The 19,028-nt window shown below is 70.1% G+C and carries 15 protein-coding genes; 11 read left to right on the top strand and 4 right to left on the bottom strand.

Features of this window, described 5'->3' with window-relative positions:
- The first annotated feature begins 2 nt into the window (after positions 1 to 2).
- Both paoC and ABIE41_RS15395 read left to right on the top strand, forming a co-directional pair.
- Positions 3 to 2,210, top strand: a complete 2,208-nt coding sequence (paoC, locus tag ABIE41_RS15390; RefSeq protein WP_192641219.1) for an aldehyde oxidoreductase molybdenum-binding subunit PaoC — start codon at positions 3 to 5, stop codon at positions 2,208 to 2,210.
- Between the two features lie 206 nt (positions 2,211 to 2,416).
- Positions 2,417 to 3,643: a GTP-binding protein gene (locus ABIE41_RS15395; protein WP_192641220.1), complete on the top strand. Its 1,227-nt coding sequence runs from the start codon at positions 2,417 to 2,419 to the stop codon at positions 3,641 to 3,643.
- 3 nt (positions 3,644 to 3,646) lie between these two features.
- Here the strand turns inward: ABIE41_RS15395 and ABIE41_RS15400 are convergent, their stop codons facing one another.
- Entirely contained in the window at positions 3,647 to 4,924 is a 1,278-nt protein-coding gene (locus tag ABIE41_RS15400; RefSeq protein WP_192641221.1) for an FCSD flavin-binding domain-containing protein, read from the bottom strand.
- An 85-nt stretch (positions 4,925 to 5,009) separates the two neighbouring features.
- Positions 5,010 to 5,297, bottom strand: coding sequence for a c-type cytochrome (locus ABIE41_RS15405; protein WP_192641222.1), 288 nt, complete (start codon positions 5,295 to 5,297; stop codon positions 5,010 to 5,012).
- 408 nt (positions 5,298 to 5,705) lie between these two features.
- On the opposite strand from ABIE41_RS15405, the gene ABIE41_RS15410 reads away from it, so the two are divergent.
- The 3 genes from ABIE41_RS15410 to ABIE41_RS15420 are packed head-to-tail and all read left to right on the top strand — an operon-like array spanning position 5,706 to position 8,276.
- A complete protein-coding gene (locus ABIE41_RS15410; protein ID WP_210320817.1) occupies positions 5,706 to 6,356 on the top strand; it encodes a response regulator in 651 nt (216 codons plus the stop codon).
- On the top strand, positions 6,353 to 6,754 hold the full coding sequence (locus ABIE41_RS15415; RefSeq protein ID WP_354192423.1) for a hypothetical protein: 402 nt from the start codon (positions 6,353 to 6,355) through the stop codon (positions 6,752 to 6,754). The genes ABIE41_RS15410 and ABIE41_RS15415 overlap by 4 nt, the downstream gene beginning before the upstream one ends.
- Positions 6,663 to 8,276, top strand: a complete 1,614-nt coding sequence (locus ABIE41_RS15420; protein WP_354192426.1) for a sensor histidine kinase — start codon at positions 6,663 to 6,665, stop codon at positions 8,274 to 8,276. The genes ABIE41_RS15415 and ABIE41_RS15420 overlap by 92 nt, the downstream gene beginning before the upstream one ends.
- 6 nt (positions 8,277 to 8,282) lie before the next feature.
- On the opposite strand, the gene ABIE41_RS15425 is transcribed toward ABIE41_RS15420, so the two are convergent.
- Positions 8,283 to 8,576 carry a hypothetical protein gene (locus tag ABIE41_RS15425; RefSeq protein WP_192641224.1) on the bottom strand — a complete coding sequence of 98 codons (294 nt, stop codon included), beginning with the start codon at positions 8,574 to 8,576 and terminating at the stop codon, positions 8,283 to 8,285.
- A 576-nt stretch (positions 8,577 to 9,152) separates the two neighbouring features.
- Between ABIE41_RS15425 and ABIE41_RS15430 the strand changes: the two genes are divergently transcribed.
- From ABIE41_RS15430 to ABIE41_RS15450, 5 genes are all read left to right on the top strand, one after another.
- Positions 9,153 to 10,673: a mechanosensitive ion channel family protein gene (locus ABIE41_RS15430; protein ID WP_354192429.1), complete on the top strand. Its 1,521-nt coding sequence runs from the start codon at positions 9,153 to 9,155 to the stop codon at positions 10,671 to 10,673.
- 121 nt (positions 10,674 to 10,794) lie between these two features.
- Entirely contained in the window at positions 10,795 to 11,022 is a 228-nt protein-coding gene (locus tag ABIE41_RS15435; RefSeq protein WP_192641226.1) for a hypothetical protein, read from the top strand.
- Positions 11,023 to 11,098: 76 nt separating this feature from the next.
- Positions 11,099 to 12,211, top strand: coding sequence for an alpha/beta hydrolase (locus ABIE41_RS15440; protein WP_192641227.1), 1,113 nt, complete (start codon positions 11,099 to 11,101; stop codon positions 12,209 to 12,211).
- A complete protein-coding gene (locus ABIE41_RS15445) occupies positions 12,208 to 13,365 on the top strand; it encodes an efflux RND transporter periplasmic adaptor subunit (RefSeq protein WP_192641228.1) in 1,158 nt (385 codons plus the stop codon). Before ABIE41_RS15440 ends, ABIE41_RS15445 begins: the two co-directional genes overlap by 4 nt.
- Complete coding sequence (locus ABIE41_RS15450) at positions 13,362 to 16,520, top strand: efflux RND transporter permease subunit (RefSeq protein WP_192642797.1); 3,159 nt, start codon at positions 13,362 to 13,364, stop codon at positions 16,518 to 16,520. Before ABIE41_RS15445 ends, ABIE41_RS15450 begins: the two co-directional genes overlap by 4 nt.
- A 23-nt stretch (positions 16,521 to 16,543) precedes the next feature.
- Here the strand turns inward: ABIE41_RS15450 and ABIE41_RS15455 are convergent, their stop codons facing one another.
- On the bottom strand, positions 16,544 to 17,293 hold the full coding sequence (locus ABIE41_RS15455) for an SDR family NAD(P)-dependent oxidoreductase (RefSeq protein WP_192641229.1): 750 nt from the start codon (positions 17,291 to 17,293) through the stop codon (positions 16,544 to 16,546).
- 176 nt (positions 17,294 to 17,469) lie between these two features.
- On the opposite strand from ABIE41_RS15455, the gene ABIE41_RS15460 reads away from it, so the two are divergent.
- Positions 17,470 to 19,014 (top strand): bifunctional aminoglycoside phosphotransferase/ATP-binding protein, encoded by a 1,545-nt coding sequence (locus ABIE41_RS15460; protein WP_354192433.1) that lies wholly within the window; start codon positions 17,470 to 17,472, stop codon positions 19,012 to 19,014.
- The last annotated feature ends 14 nt before the right edge of the window (positions 19,015 to 19,028 follow it).

Consider the following 19,028-nt stretch of genomic DNA (forward strand, 5'->3'; position numbering starts at 1 on the left):
CCATGAAATTCGACAAGCCCGCTACCGACAACCCGATCGACCGGCTGAAGGTCGTCGGGCATCCCCATGACCGCATCGACGGGACCCGGAAGGTCACCGGGACGGCGCGCTATGCCTATGAGCAGCATGATGTCGTGCCGAACCAGGCCTATGGCCATGTGGTCGGCGCCGGCATCGCCAAGGGCCGGATCACCGCCATCGACACGGAGGCCGCGCGCCGGGCGCCGGGCGTGATCGCCGTGCTGACGGCCAAGGAGGCCGGCACGCTGAAGAAGGGCAAGCGCAACACCGCGCCGCTGCTCGCCGGGCCCGAGGTCGCCCATTACCACCAGGCCGTGGCGCTCGTCGTTGCCGAGAGCTTCGAGCTGGCGCGCGCGGCTGGTGCTCTGATCAAGGTGGACTACAAGGCCGCCCAGGGCGCCTTCGACCTCAAGGCGGCGAAGGACGGGGCCGCCAAGCCCGAGGGCGATGATCCCAGCCTCGACGACACGCAGGTCGGCGATTTCTCGGGCGCGTTCGCGCAGGCGCCGGTCAAGCTCGACGAGACCTATACGACGCCCGATGAGAGCCACGCGATGATGGAGCCGCATGCCACGCTCGCGGCCTGGGAGGGCGAGCGGCTGACGCTCTGGACCTCCAACCAGATGGTCGCCTGGGGTGTGACCGACATGGCGACCACCCTCGGCATCCCCGAGGACCATATCCGCATCGTCTCGCCCTTCATCGGCGGCGGGTTCGGCGGCAAGCTCTTCCTGCGGTCCGACGTGCTGCTGGCGGCGCTCGGCGCGCGCCTGGCGAAGCGGCCGGTCAAGGTCGCGCTGTCGCGCCCGCTGATGATCAACAACACGACGCACCGCCCGGCGACGATCCAGCGCATCCGCATCGGCGCGACGCGGGACGGCAAGATCACCGCGATCGGCCATGAGAGCTGGTCCGGCGATCAGCCGGGTGGCGGGCCCGAGGTCGCGGTGCAGCAGACCCGCCTGCTCTATGCGGGGGCCAACCGCATGACCGCGATGCGCCTCGCAGAGCTCGATTTGCCGGAGGGCAACGCTATGCGCGCTCCCGGCGAGGCCCCGGGGCTGATGGCGCTGGAAATGGCAATGGACGAGATGGCCGAAAAGCTCGGCCTCGATCCGATCGCCTTCCGGGTGCTCAACGACACCCAGGTCGATCCCGAGAAGCCCGAGCGGCCCTTCTCGATGCGCCGCCTCGACGAATGCTTCCGGGTCGGGGCCGAGCGCTTCGGCTGGTCGCGGCGCTCGGCGCAGCCGGGGCAGAGGCGCGAGGGCAACTGGCTCATCGGCGTGGGCGTCGCTGCCGCGTTCCGCAACAACATCGTCATGAAATCCGGCGCGCGCGTCCGCCTCGACGCGCAGGGCATCGTGACTGTCGAGACTGACATGACCGATATCGGCACCGGCAGCTACACCATCATCGGCCAGACCGCGGCCGAGATGCTCGGCGTCGGTCTCGACCGGGTCGTGGTCAAGCTCGGCGACTCGACCTTTCCCGTCTCCGCCGGGTCCGGTGGCCAGTGGGGCGGCAACAGCTCAACGGCAGGCGTCTATGCGGCCTGCGTCAAGCTGCGCGAGGCTGTGGCGCAGAAGCTCGGGATCAACTCGGCCGAGGCGGTTTTTGCCGACGGGATGGTGAAGGTCGGCAATCGCAGCCTGTCGCTGGCGAGCGCGGCCGAGTCCGGCCCGCTCAGCGGCGAGGATACGATCGAGTTCGGCGATCTCGACGAGACGCATCAGCAATCGACCTTCGGGGCGCATTTCGTCGAGGTGGGCGTCGACGCCTACACCGCGGAGACCCGCATCAGGCGGATGCTGGCGGTCTGTGCGGCGGGTCGGATCCTCAATCCCAAGACGGCCCGCAGCCAGGTCATCGGCGCTATGACGATGGGCGCAGGAGCCGCGCTGATGGAGGAGCTTGCGGTCGACAAGCGCCGCGGCTTCTTCGTCAATCACGACCTCGCCGGCTACGAGGTGCCCGTCCATGCCGACATCCCGCATCAGGACGTCGTCTTCCTCGACGAGGTCGATCCGATGTCCTCGCCGATGAAGGCCAAGGGCGTGGGCGAGCTCGGCATCTGCGGTGTCGGCGCGGCCGTGGCCAACGCGATCCACAACGCGACCGGCGTGCGCGTGCGCGACTATCCCATCACGCTCGACAAGCTGCTGCAGCACATGCCGGACGCGGCCTGAGCAGGCGTTCGGCGGGGCCCCAAGAGCTGAGGCTTTCGCCGAAGCACTTGGGGCCGCGGTCGCTCGTCTGCGGACCCCAGCGAGGGGATTCGGGCCGTTGCGCCCGCGTCCGATCGACAGCCGTGCGCGTCGGCAAACCGTCCGATTGACTTCGATGTTATGTTATACTGTAACATTCATTCGAAGCTTTCATCGGATGGACCCGCATGCAACCCGATACCCTGATCGACCGCCGCCTGCCCGTGACTGTGCTGTCCGGCTTCCTCGGCGCCGGCAAGACGACGCTGCTCAACCACATCCTCAACAACCGCGAGGGCAAGCGCGTCGCGGTCATCGTCAACGATATGAGCGAGGTCAATATCGACGCCGACCTCGTGCGCGAGGGCGGGGCAGACCTGTCGCAGACGCAGGAGAGGCTCGTCGAGATGAGTAATGGCTGCATCTGCTGCACCCTGCGCGACGACCTCTTGAACGAGGTGCGGCGGCTCGCCGCCGAGAAACGCTTCGACTACCTGCTGATCGAGGGCACCGGCATCGCCGAGCCGCTGCCGATCGCCGCGACGTTCTCCTTCCGCGACGAGAACGACCAGTCGCTCGACGACGTCGCGCGGCTCGACACGATGGTCACGGTCGTCGACGCACTCAACCTGCTCGCCGATTACGACAGCCGCGACTTCCTGGCCGATCGTGGCGAGACGGCCGGCGAGGGCGATGGCCGCACGCTGGTCGATCTCCTGGTCGAGCAGATCGAGTTTGCCGACGTCGTGGTGATCAACAAGATCGGCGAGGCGACGCCGCAGCAGCGCGAGCAGGTTCGCCAGGTCGTCCGCGGATTGAATGGCGACGCGCGCATCGTTGAGGCCGATTTCGGCCGCGTGCCGCTGGCGGCCGTGCTCGACACCAAGCTCTACAGCGAGGAGCGCTCGCAGGAGCATCCGCTCTGGCACAAGGAGCTGTTCGGCTTCAAGGACCATGTCCCTGAGAACGAGGAATATGGCATCCGCTCCTTCGTCTACCGGGCGCGGCGGCCCTTCCACCCGCGCAAGCTCTACGATCTGCTGGAGCAACGCCTGCCCGGCGTGATCCGCGCCAAGGGGCATTTCTGGCTGGCGACGCGGCCGCGCTGGGTCGGCGAATACTCGCTCGCAGGCCGCATCGCCCGCACCGAGGGCATGGGCAGCTGGTGGGCCGCCGTGCCCAAGGAACGCTGGCCGCGCTCGGAGGAGTTCGCCTCGCTGATGCGCAAGCACTGGTCGCAAACCTGGGGCGACCGGCGCCAGGAGCTGGTCTTCATCGGCACGCAGGCGATGGACGAGGCGGACATTCGCGCCCTGCTCGATTCCTGCCTCACCGGCAGTCCGGCGACCGGCATGACGCAGGCACTGCTCGGGCTCGAGGATCCCTTCCCCGCCTGGGACCGGCAGGCGGCCTGAGCCTCAGCCGAACATGTCCGCCGTGATGGCGGCGTACCAGCCGATGTTCTCGGCCTGGTTATCCCTGCGCAGCGCCTCGCTCTCGTTCGGCTGCGACACGAAGGTTTCGGTCGCCGTGATCCTGCCGTCCCTGGGCTCGTAACGGCCGCCGACCTTGATCGTGTCGTCGGGGCCGACCATCGACCAGCAGGTGTTGACGTAGCGGGCCGGAAAGGTCCGCGCGCCGGTCAGTTCGCCGCGGATGACCATCGCCGCGACCTTGGCCTGGCTGTTCGCCGAGAAGGCGGATTTCGGCATGTCGCCGGCGGTGCAGGCGTCCCCGAGCACGAAGATGGCCGGGTCCACAACCGATTTCATAGTTGCGGGGTCGATCGTGCAATAGCCGCCGGCCGGGGCGAGGCCGGCGCTGCGGGCGATCTCGCCGGCCATCTGGGCGGGGATGACGTTGACGAAGGCGCAGTCCCTGTAGGTTTCGAAGCCGGTGACGACGGTGCCGGTCTTCGGATCGACGGATCTGATGCCGTCATGGACCCGCGGCCCGAGCCATTCGATCATTCCGCCATAGCGCTTCTCCCAATCGGCCTGGAAGGCGGCCTGCTTGGAGAAGCTCTCCTTCGGATCGAGGATGATGATCCGGGACCCGGTCTTGCCCGCCGTCTTCAGCACATGGGCGAACATCGAGGCCCGCTCATAGGGTCCGGGCGGGCAGCGATAGGGGTTGGGCGGTGCGATCATCACGATCAGCCCGCCATCGGGCACGGCGTCCAGCCGCTCCTTCACGAGTTGCGTCTGACGGCCGGGCTTCCAGCCATGCGGCATCGCCTCCTCGGCCTCCTGCGACCAGCCCGGGACGGAATCGTATTTCAGGTCGATGCCGGGCGAGACCACGAGCCTGTCATAGGGAAGGCGCTGGCCGGTCGAGAGCAGGACCTCCTTGGCGTCCCGGTCGATCCGGGTGGCGCGGGTGCGAGCGATCGCGATGCCGGGAGCCTGCGCCAGCGTGTCGTAGCGATGGACGATCTCGTCATAGCGCTTGAAGCCGCCGACATAGAGGTTGGAGTGGAAGCAGGTCTGGTACGTCTCGTTTTCCTCGACCAGCGTGACCGCGATCGCGCCCTGGCTGTCCCTCGCGAGATAGCGCGCGGCCGTCGCGCCGCCGGCGCCGCCGCCGATGACGACGACACGGGGCTTGGCCTGGCCGAGGATGGCCGGCGCGCCGAGCGCGAGCGTGGCGGCACCGGAGAGGCCCGCCAGAGCGAATGCGCGACGGTCGATCGTCATGTCTGTCTCCCGAATCTGGCTTCGGAGCGGGGGAGCGATGTCGTGGCCGGAATCGCGTCGCGGGAAGTTGGTGCGCAGGCACGTCTCATCGGGCCGGTTCCAGGCTCTCGTAATAGGCGGCGAGGGCGGCGATCTCCTCGCGGTTGAGGCGGCCCGCGATCGTCTGCATGACCGGGTTCTCGCGCCGCCTGTCGCGATAGGCCTCCATCAGCGCAACGAACTGCCCGGCGGGCAGGCCTACGATGGCCGGAATGCCGCCGACCTGCCGGCCGCTGGTCTGGTGGCAGGCCGCGCATTCGGCGGAGAGATGATGCCCGAGCGCGATGTCGCCGGAGGCCGAGGCGGGCCCTGAGGCGAGCGCAGCTGCAAACACGACGGTTCTCGACCAGCCGCGGGGGCGAGAGGAGCCGCGCATCACGGGGATTGCAGCGACGTCAGGCCGGGAGCGGCGAGGCCTATCGCGATCCCTGATCCCGCTCTGGCGTTTTTCATGCTTGGCCTCCCTGCCGCGCAACGTCTCGCATCCGGCCCGATCCTCTTTCAAAAAAACGGCCGGGCTGATTGAGCGATCTGTCGCTGTTGTCCGACAATTCGAGGGCGGCGTCCTTCACGATCTCGTTCGGAGCGACGGTGAGCCGCTGCTGACGGAGGGAAGCGCCGGCAATCCACGCCCCATGAACATGGGCTGTCGCGCGGGACGGGGGCTCGCTAGAGTGCGCCGCGGGGGTGGTCGTCGCCGGGGGCGATGGCGGACCGGCCCGTGAGGGGAGCGAGCCGGCGCATGATCGCGGTGCTGCTGGTCGAGGATGACGCGCCGACGCGCTGGCGTCTGCAGGACGCGCTCAGTGCCGCGCCGGAGTTCACCGTGACGGCCGCCGCGACGCTGGCCGAGGCGCGGGAGAGCCTTTCCGCCAACCCGCCGCGCGTGCTCCTGACCGATCTGCAACTGCCCGACGGGCATGGTCTCGACCTGATCCGCGAGACGCGGCAGCGCCATCCGGACACGGAGATCATGGTGATTTCGATCCTCGGCGACGAGGAGAGCGTCATCGCCGCGATCCGCCAGGGCGCAACCGGCTATCTGCTGAAGGACGCGGTCCCCACCGACATCGCCGCGACGGTTCGCGACCTCGTCGCCGGCCATTCGCCGATCTCGGCCTCGATTGCGCGCTTCATCGTGCGCCGCACGCAGGCGCAGGCTTCCGCCGTGGCTGTGCCGCATGCCCTCAACACGGCGCGGCTGACGCCGCGCGAGATCGACATTCTCTGGGGCATCGCCAAGGGCTTCAGCTATGCCGATATCGCCGGCCATCTCGGCCTGTCGCGCCAGACCGTGCCCGGCCACATCAAGAACATATACCGCAAGCTCGAGGTGAACACGCGGGGCGAGGCGGTGTTCGAGGCGTTGCAGCAGGGTCTGATCCGGCTGTGAGCGAGGCGGCGGCCGGGCGGGACGCGCTCACGGCGGCCGCGGGCACGCCGCGTCTCGCGCTGTGGCTGGCGGCGTATCTCGCCCTGCAGGCCCTCGTCGTCGGGCTCTGCCTCATGCTCGCGGCGCTGCCGGCGCCCGAGCCGCCAGCGCGCTATGCGCTGACACAGGCGCGGCTGGAGCCCGCCGCCGTTGCCGTGACGCTGCCGCACCATCTCGACGTCCGCTTCACCATGGTCGATCCGCCGCTGTTCCGGCTGGCGTTCGAGAGGCCTGGGCCGGCCTCGGAGGGGGGCGGTCTGGTCGGTGATGCTGCCCCGCTTTACCAATGGCGTCGCGCTGGCGGTCAATGGCGTCGAGATCCTCGACAGCCGCCGCAATCCGGCGGCCAACCGGCCTGATCGAAGCTCTCCCGAGATCGCGGTGATCCCGAGCGCACTGCTGCGGGAGGGCGCCAACGAGGTCACTGTCCGGCTTCTGGTCTGGGGGCCGCTGACCGGCTTTCTCGACCGCATCTATGTCGGCCCCGACGATGCGCTGCGCCCGGCCTATGAGCGGCGCGTCCTGCTCTTCGTGACGCTGCCGGTGGTGCTCGCGGCCTGGCAGAGCATCCTCGCGGTCATCCTCGGTATGATGTGGCTGATGCGCCGACACGAGCCGGTATACGGGGCGCTCGCCGCCTCGATGGCGATCGGGGTGATGCAGACCTTCATCTCGGCGCCGAGCGGCCAGTCGCTCTATGGCGGTCTCAATGCGGTCCTGATCGCCTCGGCGCCGCTGGAGAGCGCCTTCGGGGTGCTGTTCTTCGTCCTGTTCCTCGGGCTGAAGCTGCCGCGGATCGCCTGGCTGCTCTTCCTGCCCGGCCTGATCATCTCAGCGACGGGCCTGTTCGGCGGGCCAGGCCCGGTGCGCGCGGCCTATCTGGTGCTCGGCCCGGCGACGGTGGCCTTCTGCCTGGTCGTGATCGCCGTGCTGGTCGTGCTCGCCTTCCTCCAGCGCCGGGACGCAATCAGCCTCGTGCTCGGCAGCGCGGTCACGGTCGTGCTGTTCTTCTGCGTGCACGACATCCTCTCGATCCTCGACATCGCGCCGGACCGCCGCATCTTCTTCTCCCGCCTGTCCTATTCGGCCGTGGTGATCGCGATCGGCATCGGCCTGAGCTGGCGCTTCGCCCGGGCGCTGAACCAGGTCGACGGCTTCGCCGCGCGGATGATCGGCCTCGTCCGCGAGGCCGAGGACAAGCTGCGCGCGACGCTGGCGCGCGACGAGGAGCGGGCGCGGGCCATCGCCCTGGCGGCGGAGCGCACACGGCTGATGCGCGATCTCCATGACGGCCTCGGCGGCCAGCTCGTCAGCATCGTTGCGCTCAGCGAGCGCCAGCGCACGGGGGGCCCGCCGATCGGCGAGGCGGCGCGGGCGGCGCTGCGCGATCTGCGGCTCGTGATCGACGCGATGGACGACATCGGCGGCGATCTGATGCTGGCGCTGGGGGCGTGGCGGGAGCGGCTCGCCTCGCAATTGCGCGCCCACCGGATCGCGCTCGACTGGCGGGTGCTGACGCCTCAGGGCCTGCCCGTGCATCCGGAGTTGCGGCCGGGCCACGTCATCCAGATCCTGCGGCTGCTCGACGAGGCGGTGACCAACGCGGTCAAGCATGCGCAGGCCGGCACCATCACCGTCGGCATCGAGACTTTGCCGGGCGATGGCGGGCCGCATGGGCGCATCACCGTCAGCGATAACGGTCAGGGCTTTGCAGGGCCGGGGGGATGCGAAGCTGCCCCTGCCGGGCGGGGGCTGGCCAATATGAAGCGGCGCGCCGAACGCTGCGGTGCGCTGCTGGAGATCGTCTCCGGGCCGGAGGGGACGCGGGTCACGCTCGACTTGCCGGCCCGCTTTGCCGATCTTGAAGCGGCGGGCGGCTGAGCCGGCTCAGCGACGCCCGACGCGGTTGACCGGGCCGCCGCGATTGGCGGGCGTGCCAGGCCGCACGCCGACGCCGCGCGCGCCGGCTCCGACACCGCGATAGGGGGTCGCCACCGCCCCCCGGGCGACCGGGGCGCCGACCACGACGGGCGCTCCGGGCCGCGCCACGCAGCCCTTCGGCACGCCGACCGTCTTGCAATAGACGACGGCCGCCTGTGCCGGGGCCGGCTCCAGCGCGACCAGCGCGGAAAAGGCCGCCAGGCCGAGTGCAGCGCGCGTGATACCTCGAATGCGACCCATGGTTCGTCCTCCGCCATGCCAGCGTCCGCGCCCGGGCCGACCGGCCCGGTTCAACGACGTCGCTCCAATCTGGCCCGTTGCGCCCGGCTGCGACATCCCATGAAGATGGGATGGCTGCAGGGGCGCCGAGAGCCCCTGATCGGAGTGCAGGCGCAGCGGCGAACAGCCGCGCGGCCGCCGGGGGAGAGCGCATGTCGGGAGAACCAGCCAGTCCGGCTGCCATGGCGCCGGCGGCGGAGGCCGCGCGCAGCGGCATCGGCCCGCTCGACGCGTTGCGGCAGCTGGTCGAAATCGGCGATCGCGAGATGGTCGCAGCGCTGACGACGGCGCCGCGCCTGCCCGGCGACGTGGCCAATGTCCTGATGCGGGCCCTGCCCGAGGCGCCGGCCGTACTGGCGCAGACCCTGGCCGTCTGCGCCGCCGTGGTCCTGGTCTATGCCGGGACACGCGCGCTGCTTACCGGTCCGCGCCGCAGAGCCGGGTCCATGCGCAGCGCGCTGGCCGGCATGGCGGGGCTCGCCGGGCTCGAGGCGCTGGCGCTGCTGGCGGCGGCGATCACGGGGCGGGTGCTGCTGGGTGCGGGGCCTCGGCATCCTGCCCGGGAGCGAAGCACTGCCGCGCGACATGGTGATCGCGCTGGTGCGCTGGCTGATGGGGCTGACGCTGCTGCTCATCCTCTTCCAGCCCGCGATGAAACGCTTCCGGCTGGCGCGGGTGGACGATGCCGGCGCGCGCAAGGCGGTGCGCCGCTTCGCCATCCTGTTCGCGATCGCGCATCTGCACATGGTCCTCCTGACCGCGGGGGAGCGGGCGGGCCTCGCCACCGAGTCGGCCAAGCTGATCTCCTGCCTCGTCGCCGTTGCGCTGACTGCCGGAGCGGTGCAGCTCTTCGCCTCGCTCGGGCGCCACGGCACCGGTGCGGGCCCGCGGGCCCTGGCGATCGGGCTCAGTCTTCTCGCGCTCCTCTTCTGGATCTGGGGCTGGGTCGACGGCGCCTTCGCGCTCTATCACGGCGCGGTCGGCACCATCGTCGTGCTGCTGGTCGCGCTCGCCCTCGACCGCGCCGTTTCCGTCAGCATCCGCGACTCGCGGCAGCCGGCGGAAATGCGGCGCCTCTTCGTGCTGCGCGTGCTGATCGACAGCCTCGCCGTGGTCACGATCCTGCGGATCGGCCTCGAATTTTGGCTCGTCGGCGCCTTCGGCTGGCTTCCGGCCGAGAGCGGGCAGGTCTTCGGCTATCGGCTGACCTTCGCCTCGCTCGTCTTCGTGCTGGGCGCGACGGGCGCGGCGCTCGTCCATGTCTGGACCGAAGCCGCGCTGATGCCGGGCGAGGGCGAGGGGACGCTGCAGGAGCGCGACGCCCGGCTGGCGCGGCTCTCCACGGTGCTGCCGATCCTGCGCGCCACCACGATCACGGTGATCTGCGTCGTGTTCTCGCTGGTGGCGCTGTCGGCGCTCGGTGTCGACATCACGCCGCTGATGGCGGGCGCGGGCATCGTCGGCCTCGCGATCAGCTTCGGCTCGCAGGCGCTGGTGAAGGACGTCGTCTCCGGCGTCTTCCACATCGTGGACGACGTCTTCCGCATCGGCGAATCCGTCGAGGTCGGCACGAGGCGCGGCACGGTGGAGCAGATCAACCTGCGCAGCGTCCGCCTGCGCGAGGATGACGGGCGGCTGCACACGATCCCCTTGGGCGAACTCGGCGCCGTCACCAATCACAGCCGCAAGCTGATGCGGATGAGCGTCAGTGTCGCGCTGGACCGCACGCCCGACCGCGATGATATCGTGCTCTTCACCCGCCAGGCGGCCGCGGCGCTGCGCAGCGAGCCCGCGATCCGCCAGGCGATCGTGGGCGACATCGCGGTGAAGCTGAACGCACCCGCGCCGGGTGCGGACCCGGTGGAGACGCCCCGGGGCTCGCTCGTCTTCACCTTCAGCATTGGCGCTGCCGCGGCCGAACAGGCGCGGGCGCTGATCCGCCGGCTGATCGAGGAAACGATCGACGAACAGGCCGTGGCGGGCCTGCTGCGCGAGATCGAGATCGCGACGGACGACCTGTCGAGCGCCGTGGCGCCGGCTCCCGCGCCCGCGGCCTGAGGTGCCGGCCGTCCGGGACACCCATGAACATGGCATGGGCGGCGGCGGGAGGGCGGGCCATGCTGCACAGGCTCGGAGATCGCCGGATCGCCGGGCCTTTCCCAGACGAGAGGGCCTTTCCATGAAGACATCGACCTTGCTCGCCTGCGCGCTTCTGCTCGCGGGCACCGGGCTGGCCAGCGCCCAGTCGGGCCCGACGCGGGCCGAACAGATGGCCTGCCGCTCGGATGCGCAGAAGCTCTGCGCGCCCTTCATCGGCCAGCCGCAGCCGATGAACGCCTGCCTCAAGGACAACAAGGCGAAGCTCTCGGCCGATTGCCGCAAGGTGGTCGAGGCCCGCGGCGGCTGAGCCCCGCGCCGGCGCAGCCGGCAGCGTACGGACGAGAACGGCAGGGGGATTGCCGATGCGAAGCGGGCTGGGCCCGATGGCCCTGTTGGGGGCTGCGCTGCTGGCGCTGGCAGCGGGTGGTTGCGCCGGGTCGGGCCGCGGCCTGCTGGTGCCGGTGGCGAAACAGCCCGCCGAGGCGAAGACGCGCACCGTGCTGGCGGTGACGACGCGAGGCCCGGCCACCGAGCCGCCGGGCCATCTCTTCTCGGGCGAGCGTGGCGACGCGGCGCGATATGCCAGCCTCACCTTGTCGCTGCCGAAAGGGCGGGCGCCGGGTTCGGTTCCGACCGATGCCGACAGTCCCGACCCCGACAAGCATATCGCGCTCGTCGAAGCGCGCGAGCTCGACGCGACCCAGTTCGCCGGGCTCGCCCGCACCGAGCTGAAGACGCGGCGCAGGGCGCTGGTCTTCACCCATGGCTACAACACGCAATTCGACGAGGCGGTCGTGCGCCTCGCCCAGATCGTCGACGACACCGGCTATGACGGCTTGCCGGTCCTGTTCAGCTGGCCTTCGCGCGGCGAGGTCAGGGACTATGGCTACGACAAGGATTCCGCCAATTTCAGCCGGGACGCGATGGCCGATCTGCTGGCGCGGCTGGCGCGCGACCCAGGCATCGAGGGCATCGACGTCTTCGCCCATTCGATGGGCAACTGGTTGACGATGGAGACGCTGCGGCAGCTCTCGATCGCGGGCGACCAGAAGACGCTGGGGCGGCTCGGCACGATCGTGCTGGCGGCGCCCGACATCGACATGGACGTGTTCCGCACCCAGATCGCGCGGCTGCGCCCGCTGACCGCGCGCATCGTGCTCTACGCCTCGCAGGACGATTACGCGCTCGACCTGTCGCGGCGCCTCTTCGGCGGCAAGATCCGGGCCGGGGCGAACACCGATCTCAGCCAGTTCCGCGCGCTCGGCATCGAGGCGCATGACCTCTCGCAGGTCGCCGGCGGCATCGGTCGCAACCACAACAAGGCGTTCGGGGACGGCACGACCATCGCCGCGATCGGGCGGGCGATCGCCAACGGCGCCGGGCCGGCGCGCCAAGGCGGATCGGGGCTGAACGAGCGCATCGAGACCTTTGGCCGCTCCGTGACGCTGCTGGGCGACGCCCTCATTCCCGGCCCGCCTCTCGGAGGATCACGATGATCGCCTCGTTCGCCTTCTCCCGGCTGACGGCCGTGCCCGTGCTCCTCGTCCTCGCCGCCATGCTGGCCGGCTGCAACGAGAAGCCTGCCGCCTCCGCGCCGCCCCCGGCCGAGGTCCGCGTGGCGCCGCCAGTGTCGCGGCCGGTGACGCGCTATCTCGAGCTCACAGGCCAGACGGCAGCGGCGAAGCGAGTCGATCTCGTGGCGCGGGTCTCGGGCACGCTGAGCGAGATCCGCTACAGCGACGGCGCCGCCGTGAAGCAGGGTGACGTGCTCTTCGTGATCGAGCCGGACAATTACCGGCTCAGCCTGCAGCTCGCGGAAGCCGCCGAGGCGCAGCAGAAGGCGCTGCTGGTCCAGGCCGAGGCGGATCTCGCCCGCCAGAAGCAGCTCGCCCAGCGGCAAGCCGCCTCGGAGGCCGCGCTCGACAGTGCGCTCAGCCGGCGCGATTCGACCGCCGCCGCGCGCGAGCAGGCGGCCGCCCAGGTAGCGCAGGCGCAGCTCAACCTGGCCTATACGGAGGTCAAGGCACCCTTCGACGGCATCGTCTCGGCCCATCTCGTCGATCACGGAGCGCTGGTCGGCGTCGGCGGGCCGACGCTGCTGGCCTCGATCGTCCAGAGCGACCCGATCAAGGTGCGCTTCTCGCTCGACGAGCAGACCGTGCTGCGGATCCGCGAGGCAATGCGCCAGCGCGGCCTGACGCTCGCCGGCCTCGGCAGCATCCCCGTCGAGATCGGGCTCGACACCGATGCCGGCTATCCGCATCTCGGCCAGCTCGACTATGTCGCGCCCGAACTCGACATGGGCAGCGGCACGCTGGCGGTCCGGGCCTCGGTGCCGAACCCCAAGGGTGTGCTCCTGCCGGGGCTCTATGTCCGCGTGCGGCTGCCGCTGCAGAAGGACGTGCCGTCCCTGCTGGTGCCGGAGGCGGCACTCGGCGCCAGCCAGACCGGGCGCTATGTGCTGGTCGTGAACGGGCAGGACATCGTCGAGCAGCGCGCGGTCGAGGTCGGCGAGGCGAGCGAGGGCGGCCTGCGCGTCATCCGCGCCGGCCTGTCGGCTGGTGACCGCGTCGTCGTCGGCCTGATGCAGAACGCCATCCCCGGCAGCCGGGTGCGGCCTGTCACCGATGTCGCGAAGGCCACGCGCTGATGGCCAAGTTCTTCATCGAGCGGCCGGTCCTGGCCAATGTCATCGCGGTCCTGATCGTCATCCTCGGGCTGGTGGCGCTGCTGCGGCTGCCGGTCGCGCAATATCCCAATGTCGTGCCGCCGACGGTGCAGGTCACGGCGCGCTATCCCGGCGCCAGTGCCGCCGTGATCGCCCGCGAGGTCGCGCTGCCGATCGAGCAGAAGGTCAACGGCGTCGAGGACATGATCTACATGTCCTCGACCAGCACCAGCGACGGCCTCTACACGCTGACCGTGACCTTCGCGATCGGCACGGATGCCGACAAGGCGCAGATCCTGGTGCAGAACCGCGTCGCCGCGGCGCTGCCGCAGCTGCCCTCCGTCGTCCAGACGCAAGGCGTGCAGACCAACAAGCGCTCGACCGCGATCCTCCAGATCGTCGCGCTGACCTCCGACCGGGCCGGGCATGACAGCCTGTTCCTGTCGAATTTCGCGACGCTGAACCTGTTCGACGAGATCGCGCGCCTGCCGGGCATCGGTGCCGTCAACGTCTTCGGTGCCGGGCAATATGCGATGCGAATCTGGCTCGATCCGCAAAAGATGCAGCTGCGCGGGCTGCTCCCGGCCGACATCGTCAATGCGGTCAACCAGCAGAACCGCTCGGTCGCCTCCGGCCAGCTCGGCATGGCGCCTACCGCCGGCGACCAGGCCTTCCAGACGACGCTGCTGACACCCGGCCGGCTCGACGAGGTCGAGGCTTTCGAGGCGATCATCGTGCGCGCCGACGGCAACCGCATCACGCGCCTGCGCGACATCGCCCGGGTCGAACTCGGGGCCCAGGCCTATGGCCAGGATTTCCGCCTCAACGGCCAGCCCTCGGCCGGGCTCGCCATCTTCCAGCTGCCGGAGGCGAATGCGCTCGAGGTGGCGAAGCTCGTGCAGACGCGGATGACCGCGCTCTCGGCGCGCTTTCCCGAGGGGATGGGCTGGAGCGTGCCCTTCGACACGACCCGCTTCGTCGATGCCTCGCTGGGCGCGGTCTACAAGACGCTGGTCGAGGCGGCCGTGCTGGTGCTGCTGGTGATCCTGATCTTCCTGCAGGACTGGCGCGCGACGCTGGTCCCGGCCACCACGGTGCCGGTGACGATCATCGGTGCCTTCGCGGCGATGGCGGCGCCGGGCTTCACCGTCAACATCTCGACGCTGCTGGCGGTGGTGCTGGCCATCGGCATCGTCGTCGACGATGCCATCGTCGTGGTCGAGGGCGCCGCCCATCACATGGAACGGGGCCTGAGCCCGCATGACGCGACGGTGCGGGCGATGGAGGAGCTGATCGGCCCGATCATGGGCATCACGCTCGTCTTGATGGCGGTGTTCCTGCCGGCCGCTTTCCTGCCGGGGCTGAGCGGCGAGATCTACCAGCAATTCGCCCTGGTGATCGCCGCCACCGCGCTGATCAGCGCCGTCAACGCGGTCACGCTGAAGCCCGCGCAATGCGCGCTCTGGCTGCGGGCGCCCAAGCCCGTCACGCAGCGCGCCTGGATCTACCGGATGTTCGAGCGCGGCTATGGCGCCTGCGAGCGGGCCTATGTCGGGCTGGTGCGCCGGCTGGTCGCCCGGAGCGCGGCGGTCTTCACGGTGACGCTGCTGCTCGTCGGGGCTTCCGTCTATGCGCTGAGCCGCATCCCGACCTCCTTCCTGCCGGTCGAGGACCAGGGCTACATGCTGGTCTCGGTGCAGCTGCCGGACGGTGCCTCGCTGGCGCGCACGACGGCCGCGCTCGACGAGGTCACCAAGCGGGCGCGCGCCGTGCCGGGCGTGGACAAGGTCATCGCGATCGCCGGCCTCTCGGCGCTCAACGACAATGCCAGCCTCGCCAATGCCGGCGTCGCCTATGTGATGCTGACCGACTGGAAGGCGCGCAGGAAGGGCGAGGATCTGCTCGGCCTCTACGGCGCGCTCAACCGGGCGATGGCCGATCTCGAGGACGGCGCGGCGCTGGTGCTGCCGCCCCCACCGATCCAGGGCATCGGCAACGCCTCGGGCTTCACCATGAAGGTCGAGCTGCGCGACGGCAGCTTCGACTACGCCAAGCTGCAGCGCCTCGCCGACGCGATCGCCGAGCGGGCCCGCGCGCAGAACCGCTTCCAGGCGGCGCGTAACACCTTCAGCGCCCAGGCGCCGCAGGTGGAACTGGCGATCGACCGCACCAAGGCCGAGGCGCTGGGCATCTCCTTCGGCGCCGCCACCGATGCGCTCGGCGCCTATGTCGGCTCGGCCTATGTCGGCCAGTTCAGCAAGGGCGGCCGCGTCTTCCAGGTCTTCGTGCAGGCCCAGGCCGAGGCACGCATGGAGGCCGAGGGGCTGCGGACGCTGAAGCTGCGGGCCAAGAGCGGCGAGATGGTGCCGCTCGGCGCCATCGCCGATATCCGCCCCGGCATCGGCCCGTCGCTGATCAGCTTCCACAACCTCTACCCGGCGGCGACGCTGATCGGGGCGCCCAATCGCGATGTCAGCTCAGGCGAGGGGCTCGACATCCTGGCCGAGATCGCGCGCCAGACGCTGCCGGCCGGCACGGGCTACGAGTGGTCCGCGCTCTCCTATCAGGAGAAGGAATTGGCCGGGCAGGTCTTCGTCGTCTACGCGCTCAGCCTCCTGCTGGTCTATCTGGTGCTGGCCGGCCAGTACGAGAGCTGGATCGCGCCGCTCGGCATCATCCTCTCCGTGCCGCTGGCGCTTCTGGGGACGGCGGGCGCGATGCTGGCGCTCGGGCTCTCCAGCAATCTCTACACCCAGATCGGCCTCGTGCTGCTGATCGCGCTCTCGGCCAAGAACGCGATCCTGATCGTCGGCTTCGCGCGCGACCTGCACTTGAAGCAGGCCGTGCCGCTGGCGGAGGCGGCGGTCGAGGCGGCGCGGCTGCGACTGCGGCCGATCGTGATGACCTCGCTCGCCTTCATCCTCGGGCTGGTGCCTCTGGTGCTGGCGAGCGGGGCGGGCGCCAATGCCCAGAAGTCGATCGGCTTCGCCACGCTGACCGGGATGATCGGCTCGACGCTGCTGACCGTCGTGGTCGTGCCGTCGGTCTTCGTCGTGCTGCAGAGACTGGAAACGCGGCTTCGGCCAAAGCCGAGCCTGCGACCCGCCGCCGTGACCGGCGGTGCCGGCCATGGCTGAGCCGCGCCCTGACGCCTGCCGGCTCAGGGCCCGACGAGCTGGCCGCCATCGACGACGATGCTCTGGCCCGTGACCCAGCTCGCACGCTCGGAGGCGAGGAAGAGCACGACTTGGGCGATCTCTTCGGGCCGGCCCATCCGACCGAAGGGGATGGTCGCGAGCGTGCTGTTGTAGAGATCGGGATTGGAGGTCCGCCTGTCCTCCCAGGTGCCGCCAGGAAACTCGATCGAGCCCGGCGCGACGCAGTTCACGCGGATGCCCTGCCGCGCCAGCATCTTTGCCTGGCTCGCGGTGTAGTGCATCACCGCCGCCTTGACGGCGCCATAGGGGGCCGAGCGGGCGCTGGCGCGCAGGCCCGAGATCGACGAGATGTTCACGATCGAGGAGCCGGGCTTCAGATGCGGGATCGCCGCATGGCTGCCGCGGACGACGGCCATCATGTCGATGCCGAGCGAGGCCTCCCAACCCGCCTCGTCATCGGAATGGCCGAAGCCCGAGGCGTTGTTGACGAGAATGTCGAGCCCGCCCAGCGCCGCGACGGCCTGGGGCAGATAGGCCTGGATCGCGTCGGCCTCTGCGAGGTCGAGCGCGGCGGCATGGGCGGTGACGCCCAGCGCTTCGATCTCGCGCCGCGTTGCCTCCAGCGGACCCGGCGTGCGCGCGCAGATCGAGACCGCGGCGCCGCCGGCGGCGAAGCCCAGCGCGATGGAGCGGCCGATGCCGCGGCTGCCGCCCATGACGACAACATGTTTGCCGGCAAATTCTTTCGTCATGACTTGAGTCTTTCTCGCATGGCAGGCTGGGGCAGGCGCCTTCCGAGGCGGCCTCGCCGTCCAGATTTAGCCGAAGCGGCGGCGCTGGTCGAACCCGCTCATGCGGTACCGGTTGCTCTTGATGCAGCGCAACGCGGCGGGATGGAGAGACGGCGATGATCGGCGGCGAGCGGGAGATGACGATGGCATGCGACGGGCTGGAGCCGATCCTTTCTCTGCTGGCCGAGACGGCAGGCGAGGGGCGAGGCGAGGCCCGGATCGTGACGACGCATATCTCCGTCATCCTGCTGGCGGGCGAGAGCGCATTCAAGCTGAAGCGGCGGCTCAAGCTGCCCTATCTCGACTTCTCGACGCCGGAGCTGCGGCTGGCGGCCTGCGAGCGCGAACTGAGGCTCAACCGCCGGACCGCGCCCACGCTCTATCGCCGCGTGCTGCGCGTGACCCGGGAGGCGGACGGGCAGCTCGCGCTGGACGGCGAGGGCGCGCTGGTCGAGGCCGTCGTCGAGATGGGCCGCTTCGGCGACGACGACCTGTTCGACAGCATGGCCTGTGAGGGGCGGCTCACGCCCGCGCTGATGACGAGGCTCGCGCAGCGGATCGCCAGCTTCCACGAGAGCGCCGAGATCGAAAGCTGTCGCGGCGGGGCCGAGACGATGGCGGACGTGCTTGCGATCAATGCGAAGGGCTTTGCCCTGACCGACCGGCTGCCGGCCGGCGAGGTCGCGGCGCTGAGCGCCGCCTGCGAGGATGCCCTTGTGCGCCATGGCGGGCTTCTGGATGAACGAGGGCGGGTAGGGCGCATCCGGCGCTGTCATGGCGACCTGCATCTGCGCAACATCTGTCTCGTCGCGGGTGAGCCGACGCTGTTCGACGCGCTGGAATTCGACGCGAATCTCGCGACCACCGACGTCCTCTACGATCTCGCCTTCATCCTGATGGATCTCTGGCATCGCGGACTGCCCTCTTTGGCGAACCTGCTGATGAACCGGTATCTCGACGAGACGGGCGACGAGGGTGGCCTGCCGCTTCTGCCCTTCTTCATGGCGGTGCGTGCCGCGGTCCGGGCGCATGTGCTCGTCGTCCAGACCGGAGCCGACGCGGCGGTGATGGTCGAGGCGCAGGCCTATCTCGCTCTGGCCCGCCGGTGCCTCGCGCCGGGCTCGGCGCGCCTTGTGGCCGTCGGCGGTCGCTCGGGCTCCGGGAAATCGACCGTTGCCGCTGCCGTGGCCGGGCGCGTCGGGCCGGTGCCCGGCGCGCGCGTCCTCTCCAGCGACCGGCTGCGCAAGCAGCGCTTTGGCGTCGCAATGGCGACGCGTCTGCCGCCGGAGGCCTATCTTTCGACCGTCTCCGAGGCCGTCTATGCGGAACAGGCTGGTCGCGCCGAGGCGATGCTGCGCAGCGGACATGGCGTGGTCGCCGATGCGGTGTTCGACCGCGCCGTGGATCGCGAGCGCATCGCGCAGGCTGCTCACGCCGCACAGGTGCCCTTTCACGGGATCTGGCTGGAGGCGCGGCCCGAGACCCTGATCGCGCGGGTGGAAGCGCGCCGCGGCGACCCGTCCGACGCCACGGCAGCGGTCGTGCGCGCCCAACTCGCGCAAGCCGAGGTGGGCGGGGCCGTCAGTGGCTGGACGCATCTCTCGGTCGAGGCCGATGTGGAGACGGTCTGTGGCCGGGCGTGCGACGTTCTCGCTGTCGCCGATCAGCCTGGCGCGGCTTGATCTCCGTCAAGGCC

This window comes from Bosea sp. OAE506, from assembly GCF_040546595.1.
Classification (GTDB): Bacteria; Pseudomonadota; Alphaproteobacteria; order Rhizobiales; family Beijerinckiaceae; genus Allobosea.

Coding starts and splice junctions, on each gene's coding strand:
- ABIE41_RS15460 (WP_354192433.1), top strand. CDS start 17,470: ATGACGATGGCATGCGACGGGCTGGAGCCGATCCTTTCTCTGCTGGCC.
- ABIE41_RS15425 (WP_192641224.1), bottom strand. CDS start 8,576: ATGGGTCGCATTCGAGGTATCACGCGCGCTGCACTCGGCCTGGCGGCC.
- ABIE41_RS15395 (WP_192641220.1), top strand. CDS start 2,417: ATGCAACCCGATACCCTGATCGACCGCCGCCTGCCCGTGACTGTGCTG.
- ABIE41_RS15400 (WP_192641221.1), bottom strand. CDS start 4,924: ATGACGATCGACCGTCGCGCATTCGCTCTGGCGGGCCTCTCCGGTGCC.
- ABIE41_RS15440 (WP_192641227.1), top strand. CDS start 11,099: ATGGCCCTGTTGGGGGCTGCGCTGCTGGCGCTGGCAGCGGGTGGTTGC.
- ABIE41_RS15455 (WP_192641229.1), bottom strand. CDS start 17,293: ATGACGAAAGAATTTGCCGGCAAACATGTTGTCGTCATGGGCGGCAGC.
- ABIE41_RS15420 (WP_354192426.1), top strand. CDS start 6,663: ATGCTGCCCCGCTTTACCAATGGCGTCGCGCTGGCGGTCAATGGCGTC.
- ABIE41_RS15410 (WP_210320817.1), top strand. CDS start 5,706: ATGATCGCGGTGCTGCTGGTCGAGGATGACGCGCCGACGCGCTGGCGT.
- paoC (WP_192641219.1), top strand. CDS start 3: ATGAAATTCGACAAGCCCGCTACCGACAACCCGATCGACCGGCTGAAG.
- ABIE41_RS15445 (WP_192641228.1), top strand. CDS start 12,208: ATGATCGCCTCGTTCGCCTTCTCCCGGCTGACGGCCGTGCCCGTGCTC.
- ABIE41_RS15435 (WP_192641226.1), top strand. CDS start 10,795: ATGAAGACATCGACCTTGCTCGCCTGCGCGCTTCTGCTCGCGGGCACC.